9 protein-coding genes are annotated in these 14,678 nt (G+C 33.6%); 5 read left to right on the top strand and 4 right to left on the bottom strand.

Features of this window, described 5'->3' with window-relative positions; translation table 11 throughout:
• Nucleotides 1–16 precede the first annotated feature (16 nt).
• From BN863_RS03795 to uvrB, 3 genes are all read left to right on the top strand, one after another.
• Nucleotides 17–841, top strand: a complete 825-nt coding sequence (locus BN863_RS03795) for an ABC transporter permease (protein ID WP_038527704.1) — start codon at nt 17–19, stop codon at nt 839–841.
• 559 nt (nt 842–1,400) lie between these two features.
• Nucleotides 1,401–5,879, top strand: coding sequence for a T9SS type B sorting domain-containing protein (locus BN863_RS03790; RefSeq protein ID WP_084817457.1), 4,479 nt, complete (start codon nt 1,401–1,403; stop codon nt 5,877–5,879).
• Between the two features lie 54 nt (nt 5,880–5,933).
• Nucleotides 5,934–7,937 (top strand): excinuclease ABC subunit UvrB, encoded by a 2,004-nt coding sequence (uvrB, locus tag BN863_RS03785; protein WP_038527701.1) that lies wholly within the window; start codon nt 5,934–5,936, stop codon nt 7,935–7,937.
• Here the strand turns inward: uvrB and BN863_RS03780 are convergent, their stop codons facing one another.
• Nucleotides 7,938–8,339, bottom strand: a complete 402-nt coding sequence (locus tag BN863_RS03780; protein ID WP_038527699.1) for a hypothetical protein — start codon at nt 8,337–8,339, stop codon at nt 7,938–7,940.
• A 365-nt stretch (nt 8,340–8,704) separates the two neighbouring features.
• Between BN863_RS03780 and BN863_RS03775 the strand changes: the two genes are divergently transcribed.
• Nucleotides 8,705–9,052, top strand: coding sequence for a DUF1456 family protein (locus BN863_RS03775; protein WP_038527697.1), 348 nt, complete (start codon nt 8,705–8,707; stop codon nt 9,050–9,052).
• A gap of 38 nt (nt 9,053–9,090) precedes the next feature.
• Here BN863_RS03775 and sucC read toward each other — a convergent pair whose 3' ends face one another.
• A complete protein-coding gene (gene sucC, locus BN863_RS03770) occupies nt 9,091–10,281 on the bottom strand; it encodes an ADP-forming succinate--CoA ligase subunit beta (RefSeq protein ID WP_038527695.1) in 1,191 nt (396 codons plus the stop codon).
• A 179-nt stretch (nt 10,282–10,460) separates the two neighbouring features.
• On the opposite strand from sucC, the gene lysA reads away from it, so the two are divergent.
• A complete protein-coding gene (gene lysA / locus BN863_RS03765; RefSeq protein ID WP_038527693.1) occupies nt 10,461–11,666 on the top strand; it encodes a diaminopimelate decarboxylase in 1,206 nt (401 codons plus the stop codon).
• A gap of 128 nt (nt 11,667–11,794) precedes the next feature.
• On the opposite strand, the gene nadB is transcribed toward lysA, so the two are convergent.
• Together nadB and nadA are read right to left on the bottom strand one after the other, a co-directional pair.
• Nucleotides 11,795–13,375: an L-aspartate oxidase gene (gene nadB, locus BN863_RS03760; protein WP_038527691.1), complete on the bottom strand. Its 1,581-nt coding sequence runs from the start codon at nt 13,373–13,375 to the stop codon at nt 11,795–11,797.
• Between the two features lie 2 nt (nt 13,376–13,377).
• Nucleotides 13,378–14,373, bottom strand: coding sequence for a quinolinate synthase NadA (gene nadA, locus BN863_RS03755; RefSeq protein ID WP_084817584.1), 996 nt, complete (start codon nt 14,371–14,373; stop codon nt 13,378–13,380).
• Nucleotides 14,374–14,678 lie beyond the last annotated feature (305 nt).

Below are 14,678 nucleotides of genomic sequence, written 5' to 3'. Positions count from 1 at the left end.
CATAAAAATCACACCTATGTTACGACTTTTAAATTTAGAATTACAAAAACTTCTACTTAATCGCGCCAGTAAAGTATTGATTTTTATTTCATTTATTTTACCGTTTACCGTATTAATACTTTCATCTATTAAAATAAACTTCTTTGGATTATTCACCTTAGAATTAGGAGAATTAGGCATATTTAATTTCCCTGTAATTTGGCATATTACAACATTTTTCGCCTCTCAGTTTAAGTTTTTCTTCGCCATAGTTGTGGTGAGTATGATTGGTAACGAATACAGCAACAAAACCATTAAACAAAATCTTATTGATGGATTAAGTAAAAAAGAATTCATCTTATCTAAATTCTATACCATCGTATTTTTCTCTGCCATTGCAACCATTTTAATTGGGTTAGCTACATTTGCTATAGGGATGTACTACTCGAGCTATACCGAAGCCAGTATTATTTTTAGAGAAACTAACTTTCTACTCGCTTATTTTGTTAAGCTTGTTGGCTTTTTTAGTTTGTGTTTATTTTTAGCCATGTTGGTTAAACGCTCTGCATTTGCGCTAGGCGGTCTATTTGTATTATTTATTGTTGAATGGATTGGATTCGGCATTATAGCATGGCAAACCAGCAGTGAACTTGCTGAAAAAGTTCAGAGATTCTTTCCGCTTAAATCGATGTACAATTTAATTAAGCAACCGTTTCAGCGTGTAATCATGACAAAATTCCCAGAGAAATCAGAAATGTTTTACGATTATGCTGTACATCCTACAGATATATTTATTGTAATAATTTGGACAGCAATTTTTGTTTTCTTTTCTTACAAATTATTAGAACGAAGAGATTTATAATATATTCAAGCTTTATTAAGCTAGTTATTTTTAATTTATAGCATTGTAATAACTGTAATTGTGCGCTTTATACACACGAGCTATATGTACAATACAAGGCGCAAATTGATATTTAAGTGAACATTGTGGAATGAATATTAAACCTAACATCCATACTGTTACTCCGCTTTTAAATAGTAGACTAAACATAAAATAAGGTTCTTGTTCAATATCAGTTACTGACGGCAATTTGCTATTTTATACCGATGATATCACTGCATACAACAAGTATCATGATAATAGGGACAATGACTACTGTTTGGGTGGTAATCCTTGGGATAAAATATATAACAGCTTCCTGAAAGTGATTATTGGTTTACGGCAACATTCTCTGATGGAAGAACTTTTAACTTTCATTTTACTTTAAAACGTTAATCTTCAAAACCACACACAATGAAATGCGTATTTTACCGTTGAAATACGACACTAAACTTAAAATAATAGATATTTACTTATTCAAATTTCGAAACAAGTGATTCTTCTATTATCTTAACAGCATCAAACGGACTTTTAGCTACTTATGAGAATCTCCTCACTCTATACAACCATTATTCTATTATTGCTTTGCTGCAGCGTATTTGGACAGAAAATTTCAGTAACTCCTTCCAACAATGTTGACAACTTAATTAATACCCATTTAATTTCGGGAAATGCTATACAAATTTTTAACCCGCAATCTCCTAAAAATTCCAATGTCTCTGGAGAATCTTTTTCAAGTTTTGGTTCATTTCAAGGAAACACTAATAATTTCCCTTTCGAAAATGGTATTTTTTTAACTACAGGAAATGCTAATGAGGCTGGTAATACGGATGTAGCAGACCTAAACTCCGGATCCACATCTTGGGAAGGAGATTCAGACTTAGAAGCAGAACTGGGTATTTCAAATACATATAATGCTACCGTTTTAGAATTCGATTTTGTTGCGCTTACAGAAACTATTGCTTTCGATTATGTATTAGCCTCACACGAGTATGAAAAAAACACCATTTGCGACTACGCCGACGGTTTTGCTATTTTAATTCAAGAGCAAGGATCAACTACTTTTGATAATATTGCTGTTACTCCCGATTTAAATAATCTAGGAACGACGATTCCCGTTAATACTCAAGAAATTAATGGGAATGTTTGCGCAGGAAAAAATATAGAATATTATGAAAATGAAGTCTCTCAATTAAGCAGTACTAATTTTTTCGGGCGTACAAAAGCACTTACAGTAACTTATAACATAACACCTTATAAAAAATATAAAATCAAATTTATAGTTGCAGACCAAAACGATGTCAATTTCGATACCGCTGTATTTATAAAACAAAGTGAAGTTAATATTGATGTAAATTTAGGAAACGATATCAGTACATGTACAGACACCGAATTAATCCCTGAGCTTCAATCAGACTTTGGTGTAGATAAAAATAAAATCAATCCCATGGCTTACACATGGTATAAAGATGGTAATCCGGCACCTGTTTCTAATGCTGCAACATATACAGCTACAACTGCGGGGATTTATAGTGTAGAACTTCAAATTTATGAACCAGACTGTTTAGACAATACTAATAACCCATTTACTATTACTGATGATATAGAAATCGATATTATACCTAACGACCCGATACCACTAATCCCCGATGATATTGATGCAGCGCGTTGTAGTTCTACAACAGAAACATTTAAGTTAACAGATTACAACGACTATGTAAAAAATCAAATTCCCAATAATGGGAACTCATATACTGTATCCTATTCTAATGCTGCAGGGAATACTATTTCCGAAGTAAATATTGCTCCTGGAAATTCTGAAACCATAACTGCTACCGCAACACAACCAGGAACCGCTTGTGCCTATACATTCGAATTTCCTTTATCCGTTAACCAACAACCTGCCCCGACGCCTCAAGTTGTAGACCGTTGCGATAACGACTTAGAGTTTAGTCTTGATTTTTACAACGACTTATTTATTACAGGTGATCTAGCCAACTTTACGGTAACTTATCACTATACAGAATATCAAGCAATAGAAAATACGCACGACATACTATCTCCATATTTAGAAGATTTTACAGAATTACACGTTAGAGTTGAAAACAACGACACTGGCTGCTTTGGAACAACAACACTCAGTATAACTGATATTGAAAGTCCAAAGCTAAATGATTCAAGTTCAACAGTTTCAGGATGTTCTACTGGAACTTCTAACGACTTACAAATGGAATTGGACGATGCCCTAAATGCCTTATTGGTAGACACAAGCATCACGTATATCATTACCTATTTTAATGATGAAGATTATACTACTCAAATTTTAGACATTACTGCTTACCTAGATACTGATCCCTCTGTAATTTATGTTCGTGTAGAATCTGATATCAATAATGATAGTATTGGTGATGGCTGTCCGGCTTTTGCAGAAATAGACATTTACCCAAGCATCATTACAGATTTCCCTGTAATAGAAGATTATGCTATTTGCGGTGGAGATACATTTAACCTTGTTCAAATAGCTGAAGACATAAAAAATGGAGTATCCAGTCTTGTTGTTACGTTTTACGATAGTGATTCAAATGTAATACCGCAGGTAACAGATTATACAATTCCTGATTTAGATGGTGACGGCACACCCGATAATTCCCAAACCATTCATGTTAAAGTAGAAGATCCTGGTTGTGGGAATTATGAAACAGTTTTCGATATCTTTAAAGCTCCTGCTATAGACTACAAAGAGCGTCCTTTTATTCCAACCATATGTTCAAGTGACCGAATTATAGACCTAAACACCTATAAAGGTTTAATTGTTGAAAGCACAAGTAATGTTACGATACAATATTATTTATCCGCAGAAGACCGCGATTTAGATCAAAACAGACTCCCTCAGTATTTAGATTATACAACTATTATTGACAATACATTATATGCAAGAGTTATGCAAAGGGTTATTAATGGAACTTTAGAAGGATCTTGTTATGATGCTATAGAGTTTACCGTAGACATACTCGAAATGCCTCAAGTTAATTTAGAATACACATACTTTCAATACTGTGTCACGAATTCTGCTTTAGAAGTGACCTTCGATACAAGCGGGGCTCTAGACACCTTTAATCTAGATGCAGAGTTAATGACTATTATTGCAGATAATCCTAACAATTCGCATATTTCGGAGGATGATATTGATATAAAATTTTATGAAACCCTAGCCGATGCTGAAGCAGGAAATTCAAATTTTATCGACACCAATGGGTATACAACTACATCAAAGACCATTTATAGCCGGGTAACAAATAAACAGAACACCACAATATGTTCTGTTATAGACCCAATTAATATTGAAGTATTTCTTGAGCCAGAGTTTAATAAAACTGATTTTTTCGCCTGTGATGTAGAAGTTTTTCCTTTAAATTCGATAGCATTAGACGACTTATTAGTGAATTATGTTGACACTGAAATTGAAGTTAACTATTACGATGAAAAAGGGGCTTTATACCTTTCTAACGCCTCTATTGACGTGCCTTATGGTACAACCGTAACGATTTATGCGACTGCTATAAATATAAATAACTCGAAATGTAGTAACATAGATTCAGACGGTAATCCTATCCGTCAGCCCATAACTCTAGAAACAGCAGAGACTCCTGACCCTGTTCCTTTTGATTTACCTGTATGTGTTGTTTCTGGACAAGAAAATACAGAAATTGATTTATCAATGGTTGCCGATAACATCGAAAACGTTGCAGGTGTACCTTTAGAAATCTCATTTTATCAGAATAAAGCTGATGCAGAAGCATCTCAATATAACTTTATTGATACAAGTGTTCCGTATTCTATTTCAACGTCACAAACACTACAAAACTTATTTGTTCAGATTAAAAATCCGGGTACTGAGTGCTTTATAGTACAAACCATGTTAATCAAAATAAATGACATTCCAGATTTCACAAAAGCAACTATTGCACCCTCTTGTGCTACAGATTACATCGGGGATAATATACTATTTGATTTATCGGAATCTATATTAGATATTAATGTAAAAACGGGTTATAAATATCCTATCATTTATTATTTCGAAGATGAAAATGATGCGAACACATTAAATCTTTCAAATCAAATTACGAATTCATTAGAGACTGATCAAACTTACATAAAACCCATTACTATTAATACTATTTATGTAGTCGCCCAAGATCCAGATAACGATTGTTACGAAATACAACCCTTAGAACTTCTTGTAAATTATCCACCACCTACAAAAGACATCTCAGAATTTCAATTCTGCGAGGATGGTACAGGTATTCTAGACTTAAGTGTAATAGATAACCAATTGGTATACGATTTAAATGCCAGTACAATTACATATCATAAAACCTCTGCAGATGCTTATGCAGGAAGTAATCCATTAAAAAATATTTACGATTATGTCACTAATGGTTTAAACGTTTTTCCCAGAGTGCAAGATAATATCAACGGTTGTTTTATTGTAAAGCCCATAACATTAATTCCAAATCCTAATGCAGTTGCATTAAATGTTACGGCTACGGCTACATTTTTTCAAAATTCAAACACAATCACGGTTACAGCTAGCGGTGGAGCAGGTAATTATTGGTACAGTTTAGATAATGGTCAATTTCAAACCTCTAATATTTTCGAAAATGCAACTATTGGTGAGCGCGCAATTTCGGTTAAAGATGAAAGTGGTTGTGGCGAAGGTTATACAACTGTCGTGGTTATCGATATTCCTAAGTTCTTCACACCAAACCAAGATGGCTTCCACGACACCTGGCACATTATCGGGATTGAATCTTTAGATCAAGTAGAAATTAAAATTTTCGACCGGTATGGTAAATTACTTAAAATACTAAATAGAAATAACAACCCAACTTTTGAAACCGGCTGGGATGGCACTTATAACGGTGCGCCCATGCCAACCAACGACTATTGGTATACAGCCAGTATAAACCATAATGGAAGATATTTTAAACGCAAGGGACACTTCACTTTAAAACGATAACAAAACAGCGCGTTACTTTTATTTTTCTCCATTCAAAATGTTTAAATTTGTGATATGCGATTTAAAATAAAATCAGAATTCGAGCCTACCGGAGATCAGCCTACAGCGATTAAAAAATTAACGCAAGGGATTAACTCCGATGAAAAATTTCAAACATTATTAGGAGTTACTGGTTCAGGAAAAACCTTTACTGTTGCTAATGTTATTCAGGAAGTACAACGCCCTACCCTAGTTTTAGCTCATAATAAAACATTGGCTGCGCAACTGTATTCAGAATTTAAGCAATTTTTTCCAGATAATGCTGTAGAGTACTTTGTGTCTTACTACGATTATTATCAGCCGGAAGCTTACATTCCTGTTTCTGGAACCTATATAGAAAAGGATTTATCTATAAACGAAGAAATTGAAAAACTACGATTAAGCACCACCTCATCTTTACTTTCTGGTCGTCGCGATGTATTAGTGGTTGCTTCGGTATCTTGTTTATACGGAATTGGAAACCCTGTAGAATTCCAGAAAAATGTAATTACTTTAGAGCGTGATCAAGTTATTTCTAGAACTAAATTATTGCACAGCTTAGTACAGAGTTTATATTCGAGAACAGAAGCCGAATTTAATCATGGAAGTTTCAGAATTAAAGGAGATACTGTAGATATTTTTCCAAGTTATGCTGATGATGCTTATAGAATTCACTTTTTCGGAGATGAAATTGAAGAAATTGAAGTGTTCGATGTGCAAACCAACGAAGTCATAGAAAAGTACGACCGTCTAACCATCTATCCCGCAAACATGTTTGTAACGTCTCCAGATGTCCTACAAAATGCGATTAAAGATATTCAGGATGATTTGGTAAAACAACACGATTATTTTAAAGATATTGGAAAACATTTAGAAGCAAAACGATTAAAAGAACGTACCGAATTCGATTTAGAAATGATTCGAGAACTAGGTTACTGTTCTGGTATCGAAAATTATTCAAGATATTTAGACGGCCGCCAACCGGGTACGCGCCCCTTCTGTTTGTTAGACTATTTCCCAGATGATTTTTTAATGGTAGTTGACGAAAGTCACGTCACGATTTCACAAGTTCATGCCATGTATGGTGGCGATAGAAGCAGAAAAGAAAACTTAGTAGATTACGGTTTTAGATTGCCAGCAGCAATGGATAACAGACCGCTTAAATTTGAAGAGTTTGAAGCACTTCAAAACCAAGTTATTTATGTAAGTGCGACGCCTGCAGATTATGAATTAGAAAAAAGTGACGGAGTTTATGTGGAACAAGTTATTCGCCCTACTGGACTTTTAGATCCTATAATTGAAGTTCGACCAAGTTTAAATCAGATTGATGATTTAATAGAAGAAATTCAACTTCGTATAGAACAAGATGAGCGGACTTTAGTAACGACGCTTACAAAGCGTATGGCAGAAGAATTAACGAAATACTTAGATCGCATTCAAATCCGTTGCCGATATATACATAGTGATGTGGACACCTTAGAGCGTGTAGAAATCATGCAAGATTTACGTAAAGGATTGTTCGATGTATTAGTGGGTGTAAACTTACTTCGTGAAGGATTAGATTTACCAGAAGTATCTCTAGTTGCCATTTTAGATGCAGATAAAGAAGGCTTTTTACGTTCGGCACGATCTTTAACACAAACGGTAGGTCGAGCAGCACGGAACCTAAATGGTAAGGCTATAATGTATGCAGATAAGATTACCAAAAGTATGCAGAAAACTATAGACGAAACCGAATACAGACGTGAGAAACAAATTAATTATAACACAGCTAATAATATGGTACCAAGAGCACTAAACAAAAGTTTAGACAGTGCCTTAGCTAAAAATTCTGTGAGTACTTACAGTTACGAGTTGGAGGCATTAAAAGCAGCAGAACCTGAAAGTGAGTATTTAACGAAACCTCAATTAGAACAAAATATTAGAGACAGAAGAAAATTAATGGAAGTAGCAGCCAAAGATTTAGACTTTATGCAAGCGGCTAAATTTCGCGATGAAATTAAACATTATCAAGACAAGCTTGAAAAATTAAAACACTAATTAATTATACTGAACTTTAAAAATATCGATTAATACCTCTGGCGGTACACATTTATTAGGAAACCCATCCATTAAATAAAGTACTCTGTTAATAGACTCATGACTTAAGCCCATTGTTAATCCGAAGTTATAAAGTTTTACAAGTTCCTTTTTGGTACGCTCGTTTTCTAAGTTCATTAATAATACTAAGCGGTGAAACTGAATAATCCGTTCGCTATAAGACTCGACATTCTTATAAGCGATTGGATGCTTCATAAGATATTCGAAATCTGACCTACAAATGTCTAGTTGTTGAGACACCCCAAGCAGAAACTTATATTTCTTACATTTAACTTCCGTATCTGTTTTAGCAAAAGCTATCATTTCGGAAAGCAGACTCAGTTTTTCAACGCGATTTATCATGTTAAGACACCCTTAATATTTATAACATAAAGTTAATTATAATAGATATTTTATAATCGTAGATAAAATGTAACTTGTCGAAAATATAAAAAACTTTAATCGACTAAACCTTACAGAAAAACGGAAATAGTATATTTAAAAGTTACTTTTACAGTGGTTTTTAGATTAAAATCGAACGTTTATAAACGAAAAAACAAATTCGTAATCGCTTAATTGACAGTAATTTAAACCAATTAATAATTACTAAAAATTTTATTTTTTTTATCCGTTTAAAACAATTTTATAACAAACTTCTAGTAAAGCAGATGTTTTCGAAATTTTAAAATATTTTTACAAAAAAATCCAAACAAGAAAAAAACAGCAATATGACTAATAATGATGTTCTTAAAAAGTTACGTGTTGCTCTTAAATTAAGAGACGACGATATCGTAAAGATTCTAGAATTAGTAGATTTTAGAATTAGTAAAAGTGAATTAGGTGCATTTTTCAGAAAGGAAGATCATCCAAAATACATGGAGTGTGGTGACCAAATTTTAAGAAATTTCTTAAACGGATTAGTTATTCATATGCGTGGGCCATTACCAAAGAAAATTGCCTCTAAAACTAAAGTAGCAGATAAATCTTCAGAAAAAAAGGTCTCGACAAAGAAACCTGATTATAAAAAATCGGAATCAATTAAACCAAAGTCAAATAAAAAAGCGTCTAACAAATAAGTTAGACGCTTTTTTTATAATGTATTCAGTGTTTTAGACTATGCTAAAACTTCTTGTACTTTATCTGCAGCTTCTTGGAATTGAGTAGCACTCATTACATCTAATCCAGAATTATCAATTAATTCTTTAGCAACATCTGCATTGGTACCTTGTAAACGTACAATAATTGGCACGTTAATGTTACCCATGTTTTTGTATGCATCTATTACTCCTTGTGCAACTCTGTCACAACGTACAATACCACCAAAAATGTTGATAAGGATTGCTTTTACGTTAGGGTCTTTTAAAATAATTTTAAAAGCAGCCTCTACACGAGCAGCATCAGCAGTACCTCCAACATCTAAAAAGTTAGCTGGTTCTCCACCTGCTTGCTTAATTAAATCCATAGTCGCCATAGCTAAACCAGCTCCGTTAACCATACAACCCACGTTTCCGTCTAGGTCTACATAGTTTAAACCAAGTTTACCAGCTTCTACTTCAATTGCACTTTCTTCACGTATATCACGTAAATCAAGATAGTTTTTATGTCTGTATAATGCATTGTCATCTATAGTAACTTTAGCATCTACAGCAAGAATTTTATTATCGCTAGTTTTTAAAACTGGGTTAATTTCAAATAAAGAAGAATCAGATTGTACGTAAGCTGTATACAGATTAGTAACAAACTTTGTCATTTCTTTAAAAGCATTTCCAGATAACCCTAAGTTAAACGCAACGCGTCTTGCTTGGAAAGGTAAAATACCTACAGCAGGGTCTATTTCTTCAGTAAAAATTAAATGCGGAGTTTCTTCAGCAACAGTTTCAATATCCATTCCACCTTCAGTAGAATACATAATCATATTGCGACCAGTAGAACGATTTAATAAAACAGATACGTAAAATTCTTCTGTTTCAGATTCTCCAGGGTAGTATACATCTTCAGCAACTAATACTTGGTGTACTCTTTTACCTTCTGCAGAAGTTTGTGGTGTTACTAGGTCCATCCCTATAATCTCACCAGAAATTTTCTCTACCTCTTGTAAATTCTTGGCTAATTTTACTCCGCCTCCTTTACCACGTCCACCTGCGTGAACTTGGGCTTTAACAACGTACCAGCTTGTTCCTGTTTCCGAAGTTAATTGTTTTGCAGCTACAACAGCATCTTGAGCACTTTTTGCTACGATACCGCGTTGTATACGTACGCCAAAACTATTTAAAATTTCTTTTCCTTGATATTCGTGTAAGTTCATTGGTATTTTAATTTATTGCCTCACAAATGTAAACAACCCTTAGGTTTTAACCAATATTTTTTACCATCTAATATTAGATATTATTAATTCTCTATTCTTTTCTTTATTTTTTTGACAAATAATAGGTATTAAACTGACAAAAACTTTATAGATTTGCGGCGAATTTAATTTATCATAAAATGAATAATAACACTTTATTAAAAATTGCAAACGACTTTGGAAGTCCGGTGTATGTGTACGACTCTGAAAAAATAGTGTCTCAGTATAAACGTTTAACATCTGCATTTAATAAGGTGAAACAGCTAAAAGTGAACTATGCCGTAAAAGCGTTATCTAATATTTCGATTTTGAAATTAATGAAAAACCTTGGTGCCGGATTAGATACTGTGTCTATTCAAGAAGTTCAATTGGGATTAAAAGCTGGGTTTTCTGCCGAACAAATTATCTTTACTCCAAATGGTGTGTCTTTAGAAGAAATAGAAGAGGCTTCTAAATTAGGCGTACAAATTAATATAGACAACTTATCTATTTTAGAGCAATTCGGTACAAAACATCCTAAAGTTCCTGTTTGTATTCGTATTAATCCGCATGTTATGGCTGGAGGAAATGCTAATATCTCTGTAGGACACATCGATTCTAAATTTGGAATCTCTGTACATCAAATTCCACATATTTTAAGAATTGTAGAAAATACAGGCATGCATATTAACGGAATACACATGCATACAGGTAGTGATATTTTAGATATCGATGTCTTTTTATATGCTAGTGAAATTTTATTCGATACAGCTAAACATTTTAAAGACTTAGACTTTTTAGATTTCGGTTCTGGTTTTAAAGTACCTTATTCTAAAGGGGATATTGAAACAAACATTGAAGAATTCGGAACTAAACTAACAAAGCGTTTTAACGAATTTTGTAAAGAATACGGAAAAGAATTAACCTTAGGTTTCGAGCCAGGAAAATTTTTAGTAAGTGAATCTGGAGTATTTTTAGCAAAAGTAAATGCTGTAAAGCAAACTACTTCTACTGTATTTGCGCAAATAGACTCTGGTTTTAACCATTTAATCCGTCCGATGCTTTACGGATCACAACACGTTATTACTAACATTTCTAACCCAAAAGGTCGCGAACGTTTTTACTCTGTTGTAGGTTATATTTGTGAAACAGACACTTTTGCAAACAACCGTAGAATTAATGAAATTACAGAAGGAGATATCCTTGGATTCCAAAATGCTGGTGCCTATTGTTATTCTATGGCTTCTAACTATAATTCACGTTTTCGTCCTGCCGAAGTACTTTGGCATAAAGACAAAGCCTTATTAATTAGAGAAAGAGAAACTTTCGAGGACATTATAAAAAATCAAATCGAAGTCACTTTATAAATTAGAAAGCGTTAACTTGTATAGTTAACGCTTTTTTTATAACCTGATTTAAATAGAATATCCTGCTAAAACAACTAAGTAAAACCTAGTACATTTTAGCAGGATATTTTTTTGAAAATTTTTATTGTTTATTCCGCTTCAATTAAATCGGAATTGTAAAAACCTCCCATATTTGTTTTTCGTTTTGCAGATTGCTCTACAATTAAATTTGCAATTGAATTTAAATTACGCAGTTCGCAAATCTGAACAGATAATTTAGACCCCACATACAAATCTTGTGTAGAATCTTCTACATAACGTAAATGTTTAGAAGCTTCTTTTAGCTTACTGTTTGTTCTGACTATGGCCACTAAATCGGACATAATATGCTGAATCGTATTTCTGTAATGCGTAATTAGAATTAGTTCTTTTGGTGTAGATGTTCCATCATCGTTCCAATCTGGAGCATTAACATTAACAGGCTTAACAAGATCAACATGTTCTATAATATGGTCGGCAATGTGGTTGGCATACACCAACGCTTCTAACAAAGAGTTCGAAGCCAAACGATTTGCACCATGTAAACCGGTACTCGTACATTCACCTGCGGCATATAAATCCTCTATAGTAGTTTCACCTTTAGTGTTTACCTCAACTCCTCCACATGCGTAATGGCAAGCAGGGACAACAGGAATCATATGTTTTCTAATATCTATTCCTATACCTAAGCATTTCTCGTTAATATTAGGAAAATGTTTAATAAAGGCATCATAATCCAGGTGCGTACAATCTAAATACACATGACGCTCACCTGTGGTATGAATTTCGTTATCTATGGCTCTTGCAACAATATCGCGCGGTGCTAATTCGGCACGCTCATCAATATCAAGCATAAAGCGTTCTCCTTTTTTATTTTTCAAATAAGCTCCAAATCCACGAACAGCTTCCGAAATTAAAAACGAAGGACTTTGTTCTGGCTCGAATAAAGCAGTAGGATGAAATTGTACAAACTCCATATCTTTTATTCTTGCTAAAGCACGGTATGCCATAGCAATTCCATCGCCTGTAGCGATTAACGGATTGGTTGTAGAAGCATACACCTGACCAATTCCTCCTGCACATAAAATAGTTTTATTCGCAATATAAGGTTCAATAGCATTGGTTTTTTGGTTCATTATATATGCACCATAACACCTAATATTATGTCCTTCTTCAAACTCTGAATCTTTTAACTGGTGATCTGTAATTAAATCGATGGCGAAATGATACGGTAAAACTTTTATATTTTCTAAACTAGCCACCTGATCTAAAAGTGTGCGCTCAATTTCTAAACCCGTAATGTCTTTATGATGAATAATACGATTTGCCGAATGTCCGCCTTCTTTTCCTAAGTCGAATTCTCCACCTACACCATAATCGAAATCGGCTCCCCAAGACATTAATTGCCTCATACAATCTGGTGCTTCTTCAATAACCATTTTTACAACTTCAGGATCGTTATGATACTCTCCTGCAATCATGGTATCTTTTATATGGTCTTCAAAAGAATCCAATTTATCCCAAACTACAGCAATACCACCTTGAGCATATTTGGTATTCGATTCACTTTTATTGGCTTTAGTAACAACTAAAATTTCTTTATTAGGCAAAGATTTAGCCAAACGAATGGCTGTTGTAAGACCAGCTACTCCCGATCCTAATATTAAGTAATCTGTATTATGTTGACTCATTCTTATTTTGAAGAAATTTCTAGCATACGCTGTATAGGAATTAATGCTTGTTTTTGAATAGCTTCGTCTACATGAATTTCTGGTAATTCATGCTTTATACACATGTATAATTTTTGAAGTGTATTCATTTTCATATAAGCACATTCGCTACACGCACACGTATTATTTTCCTTTGCTGGTGCCGGAATTAAAATTTTATTAGGGACTTCTTTTTGCATTTCATGTAAAATACCTGCTTCCGTAGCCACAATAAACTCGTTTGCTGGACTGGTTTTCACATAATTAATAAGTCCTGCTGTAGACCCTACATATTCGGCAATTTTTAATAAATGTGCTTCAGATTCTGGGTGAGCAATAATTTTTGCTTTCGGATTTTCTTTATGAACAGCTAATAGTTTATCCATAGAAAATGCCTCGTGAACAATACACGCACCATCCCATAACACCATATCACGACCTGTTTCTTTTTGAATCCAAGCTCCTAAATTTCTATCTGGCGCAAATATTATTGGTTGATTTAAAGGTACAGAGTCAACAATCTTTTTAGCGTTAGACGATGTACAAGTTAAATCGCTAATAGCTTTAACTTCTGCCGATGTATTGACATAAGTAATAACAATATGACCTGGATATTTTTTCTTGAATGTTGCTAAATCTTCAGCACTACAAGAATCTGCTAACGAACATCCTGCATATAAATCTGGTAAAACTACCTTTTTCTTCGGATTTAAAATCTTTGCTGTTTCGGCCATAAAATGAACCCCAGCAAACACAATTAAATCAGCATCGGTTTCTGCTGCTTTATAAGACAGTCCTAAACTGTCTCCCACATAATCTGCCAAATCTTGAATTGCTGGCTCTTGATAATAATGCGCTAAAATGACGGCATTCTTCTCCTTTTTTAGCTTTTTAATTTCTGCCACATAATCTATATTCTTTGCATCTTCCGATACTGGAATATATCCCAACTCCTTAATACTTTCTTTTACAGAATCCATAATCATTATTAAAATTGAATGGTAAAATTAATGAATTTTATAATGTTTATTTAATGTTTTAATATACTATTTCGTTTTTTGTAGTAGAAATACTTCAATATAAAGTTATTGTTAGGTGGTTTGTATTTTGAAAAAATAGAAAATTTGTAATCCACTATTTTAATACTAAGCACAATTAACACCAAAAACATGACGAAACAACAGAGGACAAACGCATAACAATCAGTTGTTTATTCTATAAAAACGAAGACAAATATGTTGAAATTAAATTCATAAAAATCTGAATTACATCAGCGTTAACCATG

Source organism: Formosa agariphila KMM 3901 (assembly GCF_000723205.1).
GTDB classification, from domain to species: Bacteria; Bacteroidota; Bacteroidia; order Flavobacteriales; family Flavobacteriaceae; genus Formosa; species Formosa agariphila.
The sequence above is the reverse complement of the archived record's forward strand: the minus strand, read 5'-3'. Positions and strand labels throughout refer to the sequence as shown.

Coding starts and splice junctions, on each gene's coding strand:
- BN863_RS03790 (WP_084817457.1), top strand. CDS start 1,401: ATGAGAATCTCCTCACTCTATACAACCATTATTCTATTATTGCTTTGC.
- uvrB (WP_038527701.1), top strand. CDS start 5,934: ATGCGATTTAAAATAAAATCAGAATTCGAGCCTACCGGAGATCAGCCT.
- sucC (WP_038527695.1), bottom strand. CDS start 10,281: ATGAACTTACACGAATATCAAGGAAAAGAAATTTTAAATAGTTTTGGC.
- lysA (WP_038527693.1), top strand. CDS start 10,461: ATGAATAATAACACTTTATTAAAAATTGCAAACGACTTTGGAAGTCCG.
- nadA (WP_084817584.1), bottom strand. CDS start 14,373: ATGGATTCTGTAAAAGAAAGTATTAAGGAGTTGGGATATATTCCAGTA.
- BN863_RS03780 (WP_038527699.1), bottom strand. CDS start 8,339: ATGATAAATCGCGTTGAAAAACTGAGTCTGCTTTCCGAAATGATAGCT.
- nadB (WP_038527691.1), bottom strand. CDS start 13,375: ATGAGTCAACATAATACAGATTACTTAATATTAGGATCGGGAGTAGCT.
- BN863_RS03775 (WP_038527697.1), top strand. CDS start 8,705: ATGACTAATAATGATGTTCTTAAAAAGTTACGTGTTGCTCTTAAATTA.
- BN863_RS03795 (WP_038527704.1), top strand. CDS start 17: ATGTTACGACTTTTAAATTTAGAATTACAAAAACTTCTACTTAATCGC.